Here is a 16,191-nt window from a genome sequence, read left to right as displayed (position 1 = left end):
ACCAGGAGCAACACGATGACTACAGCAACAACCGAACTGATGTCGACCGCCGAAATCCTCGGCGGGCTGGTGAGCGCCATGTCGACGGGCCGCATCCGCGTGATCGACCTCACGCAGACCTTGACGCCCGATTTCCCGCAGATCGCGCTGCCGCCAGAGATGGGCCAGTGCTGGCCCTTCCGCATCGAGGAAGTGTCGAAGTACGACGAGCGCGGCCCGGGCTGGTACTGGAACAACTTTTCGTGCGGCGAGCACACGGGCACGCACTTCGATGCGCCCATCCACTGGATCTCGGGCCGCGACCTGCCGAACAACTCGGTGGACACGATTCCCGTGCAGCACTTCGTCGCACCCGCCTGCGTGATCGATTGCTCGCCGCAGGTGAAGGACGACCCCGACTACCTGCTCACCATCGAGGACATCGAACAATACGAAGCGAGCCATGGCCGCATCCCGAAGGGCGCCTGGGTGCTGATGCGCACCGACTGGTCGAAGCGCCAGGATCCCGAGGCGTATCAGAACTTCGACGAGACGGGCCAGCACACGCCCGGCCCGAGCACCAAGGCCGTGCGCTTCCTGGTCGAACAGCGCGACGTTCTCGGCTTCGGCTCCGAAGCGATCGGAACCGATGCGGGGCAGGGCTATCACCTGCGGCCGCCGTACCCGTGCCACTACTACATGCACGGTGCGGGGCGCTATGGCTTGCAGTGCCTGAGCAACCTCGATCTGCTGCCCCCTTCCGGCGCGGTGCTGATCTGCCCGCCGCTCAAGATCGAGAAGGGCAGCGGGAGTCCCTTGCGCGTGCTCGCGCTCATCGGAGCACAGCCATGAGCGCAGCGGCATCCAAGGTTGCGGTCGTCACCGGCGGCAGCGCGGGCATCGGCAAGGCGATCTGCGAAGACCTGCTCGCGCAGGGCTACGAAGTGGTGTCGCTCGCGCGCCGCCGCTGCGACATCGATCACCCGAAGCTGCACAGCATCGAGGTCGATCTCGCGGACCGCGCGGCCACGGCGCAAGCGGTGGCGGACCTGGTGCGCCGCTTCGACGTGACGACCGTGGTCCACAACGCCGGCGTGATCCGCCCCGCGCTGCTGGCGGATGTGAAGCTCGACGACCTCGACGCGTTGGTCGATCTTCACCTCGGCTGCGCGATCCAGCTCGTGCAGGCCGCACTGCCGACGATGCGCGCGCAGCGATTCGGCCGCGTCGTGCTGTTGTCCTCGCGCGCGGCGCTCGGCCTCGCCACCCGCACGAACTACTCGGCGACCAAGGCCGGCATGCTGGGCATGGCGCGCACCTGGGCGCTCGAACTCGCGGGTGATGGCATCACGGTCAACGTCGTCGCGCCGGGGCCGATCCGCACGGACATGTTCTACGACGTCGTCGAAGCCGGCAGCGACAAGGAACGCGCGCTTGCCGCATCGATACCCGTCAAGCGATTGGGTGAATCGGCGGATGTGGCACGGGCCGTGCGTTTCTTTGCGGACCCCGCGAGCAGCTTCGTCACGGGGCAGGTCCTCTACGTGTGCGGCGGCACCAGCGTGGGCAGTCTGGCCCTCTAGCGGTGCGACGCGCGCACTTCCACTCAACTCATCGTTCTCTCCCTTGTCACCACGCCATCGCCTCGCTAGCATTCTTGACACCTAAATAGTTCATAAATCATGTGCTTGTTCACCCCCTGGAGGTTTGCATGAAAGTCCTGACCCGAATCTGTGCCTTGGCGGGTATTGCCGCCGGCCTCAGTGCCCTGACTGCCGCGAGTGCATGGGCAGCCGATCTCAAGGTGGGGTTCATCACCTCGCTGTCGGGCCCTGTCTCGTCGCTCGGCATCCCGTACGAGAAGGGCATCAAGGCTGCGGTGGCCTACAAGTCGGAGCTGAACGGCCGCAAGATCCAGATGGTGCAGCTCGACGATGCGTCGGACCCGTCTACCGCCGCACGCAACGCCCGCAAGCTCATCGACGAGGACAAGGTCGACGTCATCATCGGCACGGCCGGCTCGCCGGGTGCACTGGCCATCGCTGCGGTCGCACGCGAAACCAAGACGCCGCTGATCTCCATTGCCAACGCCAACCTGCCGGGTGAGGAAGGCGCATGGATGGTCACGCTGCCGCAGCCTGCGCCGCTGATGGTGAGCGCGGTGGTCGAACGCATGAAGCAGTCGGGCGTCAAGACGGTCGGCTACATCGGCTTCTCCGATGCATGGGGCGATCTGGTCTACGACGCGCTGCAGAAGAGCGCCGAGCCGGCCGGCATCAAGATCGTGTCGAACGAGCGCTATGCGCGTGGCGACTCGTCGGTCACGGGGCAGGTGCTGAAGATCGTTGCGCTGCGTCCCGACGCGGTTATCACCGGCACCTCGGGCACGCCGGGCGCATTGCCCTACCTCGTCCTGGCGGAGCGTGGCTACAAGGGCCAGATCTATGGCATGCACGCGCTGATCAACCCGGACTTCGTACGCGTCGGCGGCACTGCCGTCGAAGGGCTGCTGGCACCTACCGGCCCGGTCATCGTCGCCGAGCAATTGCCCGACGCCAATCCGATCCGCAAGGTGTCGATGGATTTCCGCACGGCCTACCAGAAGGCCAACGGCGCGCCGCCGACCGATGCGTTCTCGGCGTATTCCTTCGATGCATGGCTGCTGTTCCTCGACGCCGCGGCACGTACCAAGGGCGAGCCGGGCACGCCCGCGTACCGCGTCGCATTGCGCGATTCCATCGTCAGCACCAAGGAGCTGGTCGGAACGCACAGCGTCTACAACTTCAAGCCCGACAACCGCTACGGCTCCGACGAGCGCTCCCGCGTCATCGTCAAGCTCGAAAAGGGTCAATGGAAGCTGGTTCCGTGAAGAACCCCCAGGCTTGCCCACTTCGTGTGGCCGCCCACCCCCTTGCAGGGGGCAATACCAGCGGACCGGCAAAGCCGGTTCCGCGGTATTCCTGAAACCCTTTTGAAAAGCCCCAGATGATTCGAAACCTCGCTCAACTCGTCGGCCTCACCGCCGTCGCTCTCGCAGCCGCCCACGCCACGGCGGCAGACCTGAAAGTCGGATTCATCAGCTCGCTCTCGGGTCCGGTGTCGGCCCTTGGCATTCCCTATGAGAAGGGCATTCGCGCCGCGATTGCCGAACATCCCGCGCTCGCCGGCCACAAGGTCGAACTGATCGTGCTCGACGATGCGTCGGACCCCACCACGGCCGGTCGCAATGCGCGCAAGCTCGTGGTCGAGGACAAGGTCGACGTGCTCATCGGAACTTCGGGCGTCCCCGGTGCGATGGCCATCGCAGCAGTGGCGCGCGAGCTCAACACGCCGCTGATCTCGCCCACGCCCGTCACCATTCCCGGCCCCGAGGGCGCGTGGACCGTCACGGTGTCGCAACCCTTCCCGCTGATGGTTGCGGCCGTCGTCGAGCGCATGAAGAAATCGGGCGTCAAGACGGTCGCCTTCATCGGCTTCTCCGACGCGCTGGGCGACCTGGCGTACGACTCGCTGGTGAAGAGCGCCGAGGCCGCAGGCATCAAGGTGGTCGCGAACGAGCGCTATGCGCGCAGCGATTCGTCCGTTGCCGGCCAGGTGCTGAAGATCATCTCGGCCCGACCCGATGCGGTGTTCGCCGGCAACTCCGGCACGCCCGGGGCGCTGCCCTACCTCGCGCTCGCCGATCGTGGCTACAAGGGCCAGATCTACGGCACGCACGGCCTCATCAACGCCGACTTCGTGCGCGTCGGCGGCGCCTCTATCGAAGGCCTGCAGGTGCCAAGCGGGCCAGTGCTGGTGGCCGACCAGTTGCCCGACAGCAACCCGATCAAGAAGGTGTCGATGGGGTTCCGCGATGCGTACAAGAAGGTCAACGGCTCGGTGCCGACTGATGCCTTCTCGTCCTACACCTACGACGCCTACCTGCTGCTCGCCGACGCGGCATCGCGCGTCAAGGGCGAGCCCGGCACGCCGCAGTACCGCACGGCACTGCGCGATGCGATCGTGAGCACGAAGGAGCTGACCGGCACGCACGGCATCTACAACTTCAAGCCGGACAACCGCTATGGCTCGGATCAGCGCGCGGTGGTGATCGTGCGCAGCGAAAAGGGCGTCTGGAAGCTGGTTCCCTGACCCTCACGCTGCTGCCGCGATGAACACCTACCGCAACCGTCCTGACGCGATCCGAGCGCTGGTGCAGGACGACCGCGTTCATCGCGACGTCTATCTGAGCGAAGAGCTGTTCGGACTGGAGCAGGAGCAGTTCTTCGCCAACACCTGGCTCTACGTGGGCCACGCGAGCCAGGTGCCCAACGCCGGCGACTACTGGTCGCTCGACCTCGCGGGCCGTCCGGTGATGATGGTCCGGCAGCCTGACGGCGCAGTCCGCGTGTTCTACAACCGCTGCGCGCACAAGGGCAGCCGGCTCGTCACCGACGAGTGCGGCAACACGGGCAAGTTCTTCCGCTGCCCGTACCACGCCTGGACCTACAAGCTCGACGGTGCCCCGCTCGCCATTCCGCTCAAGAGCGGCTACGAGGGCACGCGCCTGAAAGAATGCGAATCGGGGCAGGGGCTCACGCCGGTCAGGCACGTTCACGTCTACCGCGACTTCGTCTTCGCGCGCCTCTCCGACGAAGGACCGGACTTCGAGAGCTACTTCGGCGAGGTGCTGCATGCCATCGACAACATGGTCGACCGCTCGCCCGAAGGCCGCCTGACCGTCGGCGGCGGCGTGATGCGCAACATCATCCATTGCAACTGGAAGATGTACCTGGAGAACATCAACGACACGGTGCATCCGATGTCGACGCACGAGTCCGCCACGCAGGCGGCCGATGCGCTGTGGCAGGGGCGGGCGCCCGACGCGCCCAAGCCGATGGCCATGGAGCAGATCCTGCCCTTCGGCTCGGGCTACGACTTCTTCGACAAGATGGGTGGCCGCGTCTTTGCCAACGGGCACAGCGTGCTCGGCGTGAACTTCAGCATCCACTCGAACTACGCGCAGTTGCCAGAATACGAAGAGGCGATGCGCGCCGCGCACGGTGCCGAACGGGCGGCGGAGATCCTGCAGCGCTCGCCGCAAAACTCCGTCTTCTTCCCGAGCCTGTCGGTGAAGGGCTCACCGCAGGCGATCCGCGTGATTCGCCCACTCGCCGCCAACCGCACGCTGATCGAGGCCTGGAGCTTTCGCGCTGCCGGTGCGCCCGACCTGCTGTTCGAGCGCGCGATGAACTACAACCGCCTCGTCTTCTCGCCGATGTCCGTGGTCGCCCACGACGACGTGCATCTCTTCGAGAGCATGCAGCACGGCCTGCGCGCCGAAGGCAATGAATGGGTGAGCCTGCATCGCAACTTCGATCCGGCCGAACTCACGCAGGCGTCGACCACGACCAATGGCACCAACGAGCTGCTGATGCGCAACCAGTTCCGCGCCTGGGCCCGATTCATGACGGCCGGCATGGAGACGGCGGCGTGATGCAGCCGGAAGACTTCATCGCCGCCGAGGCCGCGCTGCTGGACGCCGGCCGCTTCGACGACTGGCTGGCGCTGTTCACCGAAGACGGCCACTACTGGGTGCCGCTGCTCGGCGCGGCTCAGGCGGACCCGTACTCCCACAACTCCCTGGCCTACGAAGACCGGCTGCTGCTGCAGTTGCGAGTCGACCGCCTGAAGAATCCTCGCGCGCATTCGCAGCATCCTGCGAGCCATAGCCAGCACGTGCTGCAGCGTTCCGCCGTCGAGCACGAGGACGGGGCAACCGGCGAGATCACGCTGCGCACGCCTTTCATCTACGTCGAGGCGCGCGGGGACGACCAGATCCTGCTCGCCGGCACCTGCCGTCACCGCCTCGTGCGCACGCCTGACGGCTGGGCCATCCGCCAGAAGCGGATCGACCTTCTCAACGCCGGGCGCGCACTGCCGGCCATTCAGTTGTTCATCTGAGCGCCCGCTCAACCATTCCACCCCCACCAGGAGTCACGACATGAAGAGCTTGATGCAGACCTTGACGCGCACCGCGTTGGCCGCCGCACTGGGCGCCGGCTTCGCCATGAGCGCGTTCGCGGCCGACCTCAAAGTCGGCCTGAGCGTTTCGCTCTCCGGCCCCAACTCCTCGCTCGGCGTGCCCTACGCCAAGGGCATGCAGGCGGCCCTCGCGTACAAGCCCGAAGTCAACGGCCGGAAGATCCAGCTCATCGTGCTGGACGACGGCTCCGACCCGACCACGGCCGGCCGCAATGCGCGCAAGCTGGTCGAAGAGGACAAGGTCGACATCCTGATGGGCACCTCCGGTGTGCCCGCCGCCATCGCGATGGCGCAGGTCGGCCGCGATGCCAAGGTGCCGATGATCGGCCTCACGCCGATCCAGCTCGACCCCGCCGAGAACGCATGGGTGTTCACCGTCGCGCAGCCGACGCAACTCATGATCGACGCGGTCGTGCAGCGCATGAAGAAGGACGGGATCAAGACGGTCGGCTACATCGGCTTCTCCGACGCCTGGGGCGACCTGGTCTACAACGCGCTGATGAAGTCGGCCCCCGAGGCGGGCATCAAGGTGCTGGGCAACGAGCGCTATGCGCGCGCCGATGCATCCGTCACCGGCCAGGTGCTGAAGCTGGTCGCGATGAAGCCCGACGCGGTGATGACCGGCGGCGCCGGCACGCCGGGCGCGCTGCCCTTTCTCGCGCTGACCGAGCGCGGATTCAAGGGCCCGGTGTACGGCCAGCACGGCCTCATCAACCCGGACTTCGTGCGCGTGGTCGGTGCCTCCGGGCAGGGCGCGCTGATGCCGACCGGGCCGGTGATCGTGGCCGAGCAGCTGCCGGCCGAGTACCCCACCAAGAAGATCGCGATGGACTTCCGCTCGGTGTTCCAGAAGGTCAACAACGCGCCGACCAGCGATGCTTTCTCGGCCTATTCCTTCGACGGTTGGCTCGTGTTCACCGATGCCGCCGCGCGCGCCAAGGGCGAGCCGGGCACGCCCGAGTTCAGGCTTTCGCTGCGCGATGCCATCGCGAGCACCAAGGAAGTCGTCGGCACGCACGGTGTCTACAACTTCAAGCCGGGCAATCTCTACGGCGTGGACGAGCGCGCACGCGTGATCGTCAAGCTGGAGAACGGTCAATGGAAGCTAGATCAATGACCCACCCCCAGGCAGGGATAGATCACCCCCAGGCTTGCCCACTTCGTGTGGCCGCCAACCCCCTTCGAGGGGGCGATGCCTGCGGCCCGGCGAAGCCGGTTCCGCGGCATCCCACGCACTGCAGCGCATTGCGTGCAGCTTTGTTCAACCCCAGAGGATTTCTTCAATGACATGGGACGTGGCGCTCATCCTGGGCATCGACGGGCTCGCCAATGGCGCGGTCTATCTGCTTGCCGGGCTGGGACTGGTGCTGATTTTTTCCGTCACGCGGGTGGTGTTCGTGCCCTTCGGCGACATCGCGGCCTTTGCCGCGCTGACGCTGGCGGCCTTCGAGACCGGCCGCCTTCCGCCCACCATCGGGCTGGTCATCGTGCTGGCGGTGCTGGCGACGTTGACCGAGGTCGGCAGCCTGATCCGGCGCGGAGAGGCGAAGAAGGTGCCCAAGGCCATCCTGGCCTGGGGCGTGCTGCCGCTGCTGCCCTGCGTGCTGGCCTGGGCCACCGCACGGCCCGGCGTGCCGGCGGCTGTGCAGATCGCGGTGACGGTGTTGCTCGTGGTTCCCATCGCGCCGCTGCTGGCGCGCGTCGTGTTCCAGCCGATCGCGGATGCGTCGGTGCTGGTGCTGCTGATCGTGTCGCTGGCGTTGCACTTCCTGCTGTCGGGACTGGGCCTGCTGTTCTTCGGGCCGGAAGGCTCGCGCACCGCGCCGCTGGCGAGCGGAACCATCCCGCTGGGTGACGGCTTCTCGGTCAGTGGCCAGGTGGTGCTGATGGTCGGCTCGGCGATCGTGCTGAGCGGGCTCTTCTTCCTGGTGTTCGAACGCACGGTGGCGGGCAAGGCGCTGCGCGCGACCGCCGTCAACCGCGTCGGTGCGCGGCTGGTCGGCATCCGGCCGGCGCGCACTGCCTTGCTGGCCTACGGCAGCGCATCGCTGCTGGCCGGGTTGATCGGCGTGTTGATCGCGCCCGTGACCACCATGTACTACGACTCCGGCTTCATCATCGGCCTGAAGGCCTTCGTCGCCGCGATCATTGGCGGGCTCGTGAGTTACCCGATGACGGCCGTTGGCGCCCTCGCAGTGGGCGTGGTCGAAAGTTTCGCGTCGTTCTGGAGCGGCGCGCTCAAGGATGTGATCGTGTTCAGCCTGCTCATACCGGTGCTGATGCTGAGGTCCTTCCTCAGCGTGCACTCCGAAGAGGAAGAAGACGAGGTGGACCAATGAGCCCGCTCGTCCAACGCAAGCTCTGGATCGGCCTCGTCGTGGTGGCCCTTGCCATAGTGCCCGCACTGGCCGGCAACTTCACCGTCTCGCTGCTGAACGACATCGGCATCGGCGCACTCGTCGCACTCGGGCTGGTGATGCTCACCGGCATCGGGGGCGCCACCTCCTTCGGGCAGGCGGCCTTCGTCGGCATCGCGGCTTATGCGACGGCCTGGCTCACCACCGCGCAAGGCTTGTCGCCGTGGATCGGGCTGCTGTTCGCCCTGCTGCTGACCGGGCTGTCAGCGCTCGCTATCGGCATGCTCACCTTGCGACTGGGCGGGCACTTCCTGCCGCTCAGCACGATCGCGTGGGGGCTGTCGATCGCAATGCTGTTCGGCAACGTCGATGCGCTGGGACGCCACACGGGTCTGTCGAACATCCCGGCACTCAGGATCGGCGGCTGGTCGCTGGCCGACCCACGCGCCATCTACTACCTGATCTGGGCGCTGGTCGGGCTGGCCTTCCTGTTCAGCCGCAACCTGCTCGAATCGCGACCGGGCCGTGCCATCCGGAGCCTGCGAGGCGGCGCGACGCTGCTCGCGAGCGTGGGCGAGGACGCCTACCGCGTGCGGCTCTCGCTGTTCGTCACGGCCGCGCTGTTCGCCGGTCTCGCGGGCTGGCTCTATGCGCACATGAATCGCTTCGTGAGCCCGTCGCCCTTCGACGTGCGGGCAAGCATCGAGTACCTGCTGATGGCAGTGGCCGGCGGCCTCGGGCAGCTTGCGGGCGCGCTGGTCGGTTCTGCCCTGGTGCTGATCCTGAAGAACGGACTGCAGGACGTGCTGCCGATGCTGACGCAACGCGCCGGCCAGCTCGAAGCCGTGGCCTTCGCGACGCTCTTCATCCTGTTGCTGCACTTTGCACGTGGCGGGCTGATGGGCTTCGTGCGGCGCTGGACGCGGGGTCGCTTCGCCGCGCCGCCGTCGCGCGAGCCGACCACGCCGGTGGAACCGCTGCCGCACCGCACGCTGCCGGACCGCGGGTCGCCGATCCTCTCCGTGACGGGCGCCGTGAAGCGCTTCGGTGGGTTGGTGGCGGTCAACGACGTGAGCTTCGACGTGAAGGCCGGCGAGATCGTCGGGCTGATCGGGCCCAACGGCGCGGGGAAGTCGACCATGTTCAATCTGCTGACCTGCACGCTGCCGATGACGGCGGGACAGGTGCGCTTCCTGGGCCAGGACATCGCGGGCTTGCCGCAGCGCAAGGTGGCGCGGCTCGGTCTGGCACGCACCTTCCAGCACGTGAAGCTCCGGCCGCACATGAGCCTGCTGGACAACGTCGCGCTCGGCGCGCATTCGCGGACCACGACGGGCGTGCTCAAGGCCGGCCTGCGGCTGGACCGCACCGAAGAGCGCCAGATCCTGCAGGAAGCACAGCGCCAGCTCGACCGCATCGGCCTGGGCGACCGTTCCCATGAGTTGGCGGGCAGCCTGCCGCTCGGCACGCAGCGCATCCTGGAGATCGCGCGTGCCCTCGCCGCCGACCCGGTGCTGCTGGTGCTGGACGAACCGGCCGCCGGCTTGCGCCGCAAGGAAAAGATGGCGCTCGGCGACCTGCTGCGCAAACTGCGGGAGGAGGGCGTGACCATCCTCATCGTCGAACATGACATGGACTTCGTGATGAAACTGGTGGACCGGCTGGTGGTGATGAACTTCGGCTCCAAGCTCGTGGAAGGAGTGCCGTCGGCCGTGCGTGCGGACGAGCGTGTGCAGGCTGCGTACCTCGGGAGCGTCGTATGACCGCCATGTTGGAGATCGGGGATCTGCACGTTTCTTACGGGCAAGTGGATGCTGTGCGTGGTGTCACGCTCAGCCTGGAGCACGGCCAGATCATCTCCGTGATCGGCCCTAACGGTGCGGGCAAGACCACGCTGCTGGCTGCGGCGATGGGGTTGCTGCCGTGCAAGGGCATCCTGCGCTTCGAGGGTGAGGATCTGCACGGCCTCGACGTCGAGGCGCGCGTGGAGCGTGGCCTGTGCCTCGTGCCGGAGAAACGCGAGCTCTTCGGCGAACTGAGCGTGCTCGACAACCTCCAGCTCGGCGCCTACTCCCGTCGCCTGCGCAGCGATGCGCTGAAGAGCCGGCTGCAATCCGTCTACGACCGCTTCCCGCGCCTGGCCGAGCGCCGCGCGCAGCGCGCCGACACGCTCTCGGGCGGCGAGCGCCAGATGCTCGCCGTGGGCCGTGCGCTGATGTCCGCACCCCGCCTGCTGATGCTCGACGAGCCCAGCCTGGGCCTCGCGCCGTTGATCGTGCGCGACATCCTGACCATCGTGCGCAAGCTGCGCGAGGACGGCGTGTCGATCCTGCTGGTGGAGCAGAACGCACGCGCCGCGCTCGAAACTTCGGACCATGGCTACGTGCTGGAAACCGGGGAGATCGCGCTCTCGGGCGCGTCGCAAGACCTCGCCAGCGATCCCCGTGTGCAGGCGACCTATCTCGGCGGAGGCACCCACGATGACGACTGAGGCCCGCGCGCTGCTGCCATCGCAGCGCACGCTGCCCGCCATGCTGCAGCGCCAGGCGGCGCAGTTCGCGGGGCGTCCGCTGCTCCGGATTGCGGGGCGCGCGTGGTCTCATGGGGATGCAGCCGATGCGGCAGGCGCGCGCGCTGCCGTGCTCGCGCAAGCCGGTGTGGCGCGGGGGGACCGGGTCGCCCTGATGTGCGGCAACCGCATCGAGTTTCTGGAAGTGTTCTTCGGGGCGGGTTGGCTCGGTGCATCGGTCGTGCCGATCAACACGGCATCGATGGGGCCGCAGATCGAATACTTCCTCGCCAACAGCGAGGCGAAGCTGCTCGTGATCGATGCGGAGTTCCTGGAGCGGCTGAAGACGGCCGATCTCGGGCGCACGAAGCCGCGCGAAGTCTGGGTCGTCGGCGAAGCGCAGGAGGCATCCGTCGCCTGGCAGGCCCCCGAGGGCGTGCGTTCGACCCCGTATCCGGCCGGCGCAGAAGCGATCGAGCCCGCCGCGGTGCAGCCGGGCGATCCGCTCGCCATCCTCTACACCTCCGGCACCACCGGGCCGGCGAAGGGCGTCGTCTGCCCGCATGCGCAGTATTTCTGGTGGGGTGTGAACAGCGCGGAGGTGCTCGGCGTCGACGCCGACGACGTGCTGTGCACCACGCTGCCGCTCTTCCACATCAATGCGCTCAACACCTTCGCGCAGGCGGCAATCACGGGTTGCGAGGTCGTGTTCGAGTCGCGCTTCTCGGCCTCGGGCTTCTGGCCGGCGATGCGTGCGAGCGGCGCGACGGTCGTCTATCTGCTCGGCGCGATGGTGCCGATCCTGCTGGCGCAACCCGAGGGGCCCGGCGAGCGCGATCACCGCGTCCGCACCGGGCTGGGTCCCGGTGTACCGGCGGCGGCGGGGCAGGACTTCTTGGAGCGCACCGGTGTGCGGTTGCTCGAAGGCTATGGCTCGACCGAGACCAACTTCGCCATCGCCACTGCGCCCGACTCGCCGCGCGGCGGCGTGATGGGATGGCTGCGGCCGGGTTTCGATGCGCGCGTCGCCGACGAGGACGACGTCGAACTGCCGCCCGGCGAAGCCGGCGAGCTGCTGCTGCGCGCGGACGAGCCCTACGCTTTCGCCAGCGGCTACTTCAACATGCCCGGGAAGACCGTCGAGGCCTGGCGCAATCTCTGGTTCCACACGGGTGACCGCGTGGTGCGCGATGCCGACGGCGCCTTCCGCTTCGTCGACCGCATCAAGGATGCGATCCGGCGCCGGGGCGAGAACATCTCCTCCTTCGAGGTCGAGCAGGTGTTGCTGAGCCATCCCTGCGTGGCTGCCTGTGCGGTCTATCCGGTGCGTTCCGAACTGGCGGAAGACGAGGTGATGTGCGCGCTGGTGGTCCGGCCCGATCGCCGCATCGACCCGGACGAACTCACTCGATTCTGCGAAGCACGCCTGCCTTACTTCGCCGTGCCGCGCTATGTCGACGTGCTGGCCGACCTGCCGCGCACCGAGAACGGCAAGGTGCAGAAGTACAAGCTGCGCGAACGCGGCGTGACGCCGCAGACGTGGGACCGGCGTCCCGCCGGCCGCAAGGCGACGAAGGTCTAGCGCCATGTTCTCGCTGTCCGGACGAACGGCTTTCGTGACCGGCGCGGGGCAAGGTCTCGGAGCCGCGATCGCGCGCGGACTGGCTGGAGCAGGCGCGCGCGTGGCGCTGACGGATATCGACGTCGCTGCGGCCGACGCCGTTGCTGCCGAACTTCGCGCCGCAGGGCACGAATGCATCGCGATGCTGCTGGATGTACGCGACGAGGTCACCTTTGCGCAACGATTCGAATCCGCCGTGCAACGCTTCGGAGCGGTCGACGTGATGGTGAACAACGCCGCGCTGACGCCGTCGACCTCGCTCTGGGACATTCCGGTCGCCGAGTGGGACCAGGTCATGGCCGTGAACCTGCGCGGCGCCTTCTTCGGCTGCCGGGTCGCCGGAAGGCACATGCGCGACCGGGGCGCGGGACGGATCGTCAACCTGTCGTCGATTGCGGGGCAGCAGGCCAGTGCGGCGACGGGTGTTCACTACGCCGCATCGAAGGCGGGCATCCTGGCGCTCACGCGCTCGTTCGCGCAGGAACTCGCGCCGCACGGCGTCACGGTCAATGCGATCGCACCCGCAGCAATCAGAGGCCCGGTGCTCGACGCCATGGACGAGGCGCGGCAGCGCACGGTGCAGGCCGGGATTCCGCTCGGCCGCTTCGGCGAGGCGGAGGAGGTGGCCGCGGCGGTGGTCTACCTCGCGTCGGCGGCCGGTGCTTTCACGACGGGCGCGACGCTCGATCTCAACGGTGGTCGGCTGATGCGATGAAGTCTGGCGGGGTGCGGCAGATTCAAACGGTTAAAATTATTTAGTTGTCAACCAAATTCAATCCATGAGCCAAGCACTGAATGGGCGGCATGCCGTCGTCACAGGCGCCGCGCGCGGCATCGGCGCCGAAATCGCCAGGACTCTGGCGGCAGAAGGAGCGCGCGTCAGCCTGCTCGGCCGCGACCGCGCGGCGCTGCAACGCGTGCAGGACCAGCTGCCGGGCACCGGCCACGGCGTACTCGTCGCCGACGTGGGCGATGCGGATTCGGTGCGTGCTGCCTTCGACGCCGCGCGCACGGCCTCGGGCCCGGTGGCGATCCTGGTCAACAACGCGGGGCAGGCCGAGAGCGCGCCTTTCCTGAAGACATCGCTGGAACTCTGGCAGCGCATGCTGGCGGTCAATCTCACGGGCAGCTTCCTGTGCGCGCAGGCGGCGTTGCCCGACATGCTGGAACCGGGCTGGGGTCGCATCGTCAACATCGCGAGCACCGCCGGCCAGAAGGGCTATGCCTATGTCGCGGCCTACACGGCGGCGAAGCATGGCGTGATCGGCCTTACCCGCTCGCTCGCCCTCGAAGTGGCGCGCAAGGGCGTCACGGTCAACGCGGTGTGCCCCGGCTACACCGACACCGACATCCTGCGTGCCAGCGTCGCCAACGTGGTCGGCAAGACGGGCCGCAGCGAAGCCGATGCGCTGGCGGAGTTTGCCGGCGTGAACCCGCAGCGCCGCATCGTGCAGCCCGCAGAGGTGGCGGACGCCGTGCGCTGGCTGTGCGGCGAAGGCGCTGCGTCGGTGACCGGGCAGTCGATCTCGGTCTCGGGTGGAGAAGTGACATGACGGACATCGGCAACGACCCCTCGCACGCCGCGCTGAGCGATGCCGAGGAACTCGGCCACGAGGCGCGTGCCGGGCAGGAAGACCACGCCGTGCTCAAGCTCTGGCTGCGCATGCTGGCCAGCACCACGCAGATCGAGGCCGAAATCCGCAAGCGGCTGCGCGAGCGCTTCGGCATCACGCTGGCGCGCTTCGACTACATGGCGCAGCTCTACCGCTACCGCGACGGGCTCAAGATGCGCGTGCTCTCGCGCTACCTGATGGTGACCGGCGGCAACGTCACCGGCCTCACCGACGAGCTGGAGCGCGAAGGCGTGGTGTCGCGCACCGCCAGCCCGGACGACCGCCGCGCATGGATTGTCAGCCTCACGCCCAAGGGCCGGCGCAGCTTCGAGGCGATGGCCAAGGAGCACGAGCAATGGATCCTGGAGATGTTCGCGGGGCTCGACATGAAGACCGTGCGCCAGCTGCACAGCCAGCTCGGCCAGCTGCGGGTGCATGTGATGCGCGGCGAACCGCCGGCGGAGGAAGGCGCGTGAGCGAATCGAAGAAGACGGCGGAGTTCCGCCGCGAGCGGCTCATCCGTTTCTCGGACTGCGACCCGGCGGGCATCGTCTTCTACCCGCAGTACTTCGTGATGTTCAATGGCCTGGTGGAAGACTGGGTCAACGAAGAGCTGGGCATCGGTTACCACAAGCTCATCGCCGAGCAGCGCATCGGCCTGCCCACTGTGCGCCTGGAGGCCGACTTCCGCGCCGTCAGCCGGCTGGGCGACCGCGTCGTCCTCGGGCTCACGGTCGAGCGCCTGGGCACGCGCTCGCTGACCCTCGGGCTGCATTGCTTCGACCACCAGGGCGAAACGCGCATGCGCATGCACCAGGTGCTGGTCACGACATCGCTCGACAGCCATCGGGCGGTGGAGATCCCGGCGGCGCTGCGCGATGCGATCGTGCGCGGCGCGCCGGATCTGGCGGCTTGAGAGGAGACCCCTCGACGCGAGGGTGGACCTGCTACTGCTACTGCTTCTGCTTCAGCAGGTAGTTGCTCACGAAGGCCTTGGTGTTGTCCTGCCGGATCGTCAACGCGACGGATCTGAAGTAGCCGTTGCTCGCGTGTTTGCCCGCGGGAATGAAAACAATCGCGGACGGGCCGACGTAGGGCATGCCCGACAAGAGCTGGCATCTCTTCTCCGTGCCAGTGGCAGCGTTCTCTGCAGTCAACGTGGTGACGTATGAGTTCTTGGCCGAACCCGGCTGAGCCAGCATCAAGCTGCCGGAGAGCTTGCACACGCCGATCTGAAAGCCCGACGTGCTGCCGGTGAATGCGCCGGTCTCGTCGACAACGATGGACATGCCGATCCCGAGGATGTCGGGAATGGCCCACGTTCCCGCGACGCTGGCCTGGTCGACGGCCAGGGCATTGGCAACGCTGTAGGTCAGGGGCCCGATGGCCGACGGGCTTCTGCCGCCCCTCGAATAGGTGCCATCCATCGAAGCCTTGGGCGAGAACGACCCCGAGCCCGTCACCGGATCGGCGGACATGGAGGTGTACTCCGTGCCCGGATTGAACACCCAGTTCAAGCCGGAGATGTCGATCGAGCCCCAGAGCAATCCGCCGTTGAACTGTCGCGCGACCTTGCCGCTGGCGCTGACGTGGGCGTATCCGAAGTCGGACTCGTAGACGCCTTCGCTGTCATTGCCAACCGCGGCGGTGGAACCGGGCTGCGGTGTGCCCAGCGAGGGTGCCGGCTCGCTGCCTTCGACGGGGGCCGACGAATCCTTGGCCGTGTCTGTCGGAGTTGCCGGCAGGCCGGCGAGGCGCTCCGACGAAGGCCCGGAACTGGAGGAGCGGCCTTCCAGCAGCGGGAGCATCGGCACGCCGCCGCTGGTGCCACCGCCACCACACCCGTGCAAGAGGCCGAGCACCAGCATCGCGCTCCCGACAACTGAAAGATTCTTCGCTTGTTTCATACGGATTTCCTTGGATAGAACTGAGATGGAGATGGACCGCCGACGAGACCGCGCGGGCCTGCGAGACGGGACGGGATTCGCGTGCACCACGCGATGGGGCACGACTTCGTCCTCGAAGGTGGATCTCATGGGAGGGGAGGGCGGCGGCCTGCTGAAGCAGCGGCAGCGACGGGTACGGCTG

16 protein-coding genes are annotated in these 16,191 nt (G+C 67.4%); 15 read left to right on the top strand and 1 reads right to left on the bottom strand.

The window, feature by feature from the left end; translation table 11 throughout:
• Nucleotides 1–15 precede the first annotated feature (15 nt).
• The 15 genes from QTH90_RS25120 to QTH90_RS25050 all read left to right on the top strand — a co-directional run bounded on the left by QTH90_RS25120 (nucleotide 16) and on the right by QTH90_RS25050 (nucleotide 15,019).
• Nucleotides 16–831, top strand: coding sequence for a cyclase family protein (locus tag QTH90_RS25120; protein WP_286667286.1), 816 nt, complete (start codon nucleotides 16–18; stop codon nucleotides 829–831).
• Nucleotides 828–1,562: an SDR family NAD(P)-dependent oxidoreductase gene (locus QTH90_RS25115; RefSeq protein ID WP_286667285.1), complete on the top strand. Its 735-nt coding sequence runs from the start codon at nucleotides 828–830 to the stop codon at nucleotides 1,560–1,562. The genes QTH90_RS25120 and QTH90_RS25115 overlap by 4 nt, the downstream gene beginning before the upstream one ends.
• Before the next feature lie 128 nt (nucleotides 1,563–1,690).
• Nucleotides 1,691–2,848: an ABC transporter substrate-binding protein gene (locus QTH90_RS25110; protein ID WP_286667284.1), complete on the top strand. Its 1,158-nt coding sequence runs from the start codon at nucleotides 1,691–1,693 to the stop codon at nucleotides 2,846–2,848.
• Nucleotides 2,849–2,964: 116 nt separating this feature from the next.
• Nucleotides 2,965–4,110: an ABC transporter substrate-binding protein gene (locus QTH90_RS25105; RefSeq protein WP_286667283.1), complete on the top strand. Its 1,146-nt coding sequence runs from the start codon at nucleotides 2,965–2,967 to the stop codon at nucleotides 4,108–4,110.
• A 19-nt stretch (nucleotides 4,111–4,129) separates the two neighbouring features.
• A complete protein-coding gene (locus tag QTH90_RS25100; protein ID WP_286667282.1) occupies nucleotides 4,130–5,455 on the top strand; it encodes an aromatic ring-hydroxylating dioxygenase subunit alpha in 1,326 nt (441 codons plus the stop codon).
• Complete coding sequence (locus tag QTH90_RS25095) at nucleotides 5,452–5,922, top strand: aromatic-ring-hydroxylating dioxygenase subunit beta (RefSeq protein ID WP_444814758.1); 471 nt, start codon at nucleotides 5,452–5,454, stop codon at nucleotides 5,920–5,922. Before QTH90_RS25100 ends, QTH90_RS25095 begins: the two co-directional genes overlap by 4 nt.
• Nucleotides 5,923–5,962: 40 nt before the next feature.
• Nucleotides 5,963–7,120 (top strand): ABC transporter substrate-binding protein, encoded by a 1,158-nt coding sequence (locus QTH90_RS25090; RefSeq protein ID WP_286667281.1) that lies wholly within the window; start codon nucleotides 5,963–5,965, stop codon nucleotides 7,118–7,120.
• Between the two features lie 166 nt (nucleotides 7,121–7,286).
• Entirely contained in the window at nucleotides 7,287–8,342 is a 1,056-nt protein-coding gene (locus tag QTH90_RS25085) for a branched-chain amino acid ABC transporter permease (protein ID WP_286667280.1), read from the top strand.
• On the top strand, nucleotides 8,339–10,123 hold the full coding sequence (locus tag QTH90_RS25080) for a branched-chain amino acid ABC transporter ATP-binding protein/permease (protein WP_286667279.1): 1,785 nt from the start codon (nucleotides 8,339–8,341) through the stop codon (nucleotides 10,121–10,123). Before QTH90_RS25085 ends, QTH90_RS25080 begins: the two co-directional genes overlap by 4 nt.
• Nucleotides 10,120–10,851, top strand: a complete 732-nt coding sequence (locus QTH90_RS25075) for an ABC transporter ATP-binding protein (protein ID WP_286667278.1) — start codon at nucleotides 10,120–10,122, stop codon at nucleotides 10,849–10,851. Before QTH90_RS25080 ends, QTH90_RS25075 begins: the two co-directional genes overlap by 4 nt.
• Nucleotides 10,841–12,451 carry an ATP-dependent acyl-CoA ligase gene (locus QTH90_RS25070; protein ID WP_286667277.1) on the top strand — a complete coding sequence of 537 codons (1,611 nt, stop codon included), beginning with the start codon at nucleotides 10,841–10,843 and terminating at the stop codon, nucleotides 12,449–12,451. Before QTH90_RS25075 ends, QTH90_RS25070 begins: the two co-directional genes overlap by 11 nt.
• Before the next feature lie 4 nt (nucleotides 12,452–12,455).
• Nucleotides 12,456–13,205 (top strand): SDR family NAD(P)-dependent oxidoreductase, encoded by a 750-nt coding sequence (locus tag QTH90_RS25065; protein ID WP_286667276.1) that lies wholly within the window; start codon nucleotides 12,456–12,458, stop codon nucleotides 13,203–13,205.
• A gap of 64 nt (nucleotides 13,206–13,269) precedes the next feature.
• Nucleotides 13,270–14,043: an SDR family NAD(P)-dependent oxidoreductase gene (locus QTH90_RS25060; RefSeq protein ID WP_286667275.1), complete on the top strand. Its 774-nt coding sequence runs from the start codon at nucleotides 13,270–13,272 to the stop codon at nucleotides 14,041–14,043.
• Nucleotides 14,040–14,579 carry a MarR family winged helix-turn-helix transcriptional regulator gene (locus QTH90_RS25055; protein ID WP_286667274.1) on the top strand — a complete coding sequence of 180 codons (540 nt, stop codon included), beginning with the start codon at nucleotides 14,040–14,042 and terminating at the stop codon, nucleotides 14,577–14,579. The genes QTH90_RS25060 and QTH90_RS25055 overlap by 4 nt, the downstream gene beginning before the upstream one ends.
• A complete protein-coding gene (locus tag QTH90_RS25050; protein WP_286667273.1) occupies nucleotides 14,576–15,019 on the top strand; it encodes an acyl-CoA thioesterase in 444 nt (147 codons plus the stop codon). Before QTH90_RS25055 ends, QTH90_RS25050 begins: the two co-directional genes overlap by 4 nt.
• Before the next feature lie 37 nt (nucleotides 15,020–15,056).
• Here QTH90_RS25050 and QTH90_RS25045 read toward each other — a convergent pair whose 3' ends face one another.
• Nucleotides 15,057–16,010 carry a hypothetical protein gene (locus tag QTH90_RS25045; protein WP_286667272.1) on the bottom strand — a complete coding sequence of 318 codons (954 nt, stop codon included), beginning with the start codon at nucleotides 16,008–16,010 and terminating at the stop codon, nucleotides 15,057–15,059.
• Between the last annotated feature and the right edge of the window lie 181 nt (nucleotides 16,011–16,191).

This window comes from Variovorax flavidus (genome assembly GCF_030317145.1).
In the GTDB taxonomy this organism is placed as follows: domain Bacteria; phylum Pseudomonadota; class Gammaproteobacteria; order Burkholderiales; family Burkholderiaceae_C; genus Variovorax; species Variovorax flavidus.
The sequence above is the reverse complement of the archived record's forward strand: the minus strand, read 5'-3'. Positions and strand labels throughout refer to the sequence as shown.

What these genes read in the sequence shown, in the direction of transcription:
- QTH90_RS25120 (WP_286667286.1), top strand. Translation starts at nt 16, where the DNA reads ATGACTACAGCAACAACCGAACTGATGTCGACCGCCGAAATCCTCGGC.
- QTH90_RS25115 (WP_286667285.1), top strand. Translation starts at nt 828, where the DNA reads ATGAGCGCAGCGGCATCCAAGGTTGCGGTCGTCACCGGCGGCAGCGCG.
- QTH90_RS25110 (WP_286667284.1), top strand. Translation starts at nt 1,691, where the DNA reads ATGAAAGTCCTGACCCGAATCTGTGCCTTGGCGGGTATTGCCGCCGGC.
- QTH90_RS25105 (WP_286667283.1), top strand. Translation starts at nt 2,965, where the DNA reads ATGATTCGAAACCTCGCTCAACTCGTCGGCCTCACCGCCGTCGCTCTC.
- QTH90_RS25100 (WP_286667282.1), top strand. Translation starts at nt 4,130, where the DNA reads ATGAACACCTACCGCAACCGTCCTGACGCGATCCGAGCGCTGGTGCAG.
- QTH90_RS25090 (WP_286667281.1), top strand. Translation starts at nt 5,963, where the DNA reads ATGAAGAGCTTGATGCAGACCTTGACGCGCACCGCGTTGGCCGCCGCA.
- QTH90_RS25085 (WP_286667280.1), top strand. Translation starts at nt 7,287, where the DNA reads ATGACATGGGACGTGGCGCTCATCCTGGGCATCGACGGGCTCGCCAAT.
- QTH90_RS25080 (WP_286667279.1), top strand. Translation starts at nt 8,339, where the DNA reads ATGAGCCCGCTCGTCCAACGCAAGCTCTGGATCGGCCTCGTCGTGGTG.
- QTH90_RS25075 (WP_286667278.1), top strand. Translation starts at nt 10,120, where the DNA reads ATGACCGCCATGTTGGAGATCGGGGATCTGCACGTTTCTTACGGGCAA.
- QTH90_RS25070 (WP_286667277.1), top strand. Translation starts at nt 10,841, where the DNA reads ATGACGACTGAGGCCCGCGCGCTGCTGCCATCGCAGCGCACGCTGCCC.
- QTH90_RS25065 (WP_286667276.1), top strand. Translation starts at nt 12,456, where the DNA reads ATGTTCTCGCTGTCCGGACGAACGGCTTTCGTGACCGGCGCGGGGCAA.
- QTH90_RS25060 (WP_286667275.1), top strand. Translation starts at nt 13,270, where the DNA reads ATGAGCCAAGCACTGAATGGGCGGCATGCCGTCGTCACAGGCGCCGCG.
- QTH90_RS25055 (WP_286667274.1), top strand. Translation starts at nt 14,040, where the DNA reads ATGACGGACATCGGCAACGACCCCTCGCACGCCGCGCTGAGCGATGCC.
- QTH90_RS25045 (WP_286667272.1), bottom strand. Translation starts at nt 16,010, where the DNA reads ATGAAACAAGCGAAGAATCTTTCAGTTGTCGGGAGCGCGATGCTGGTG.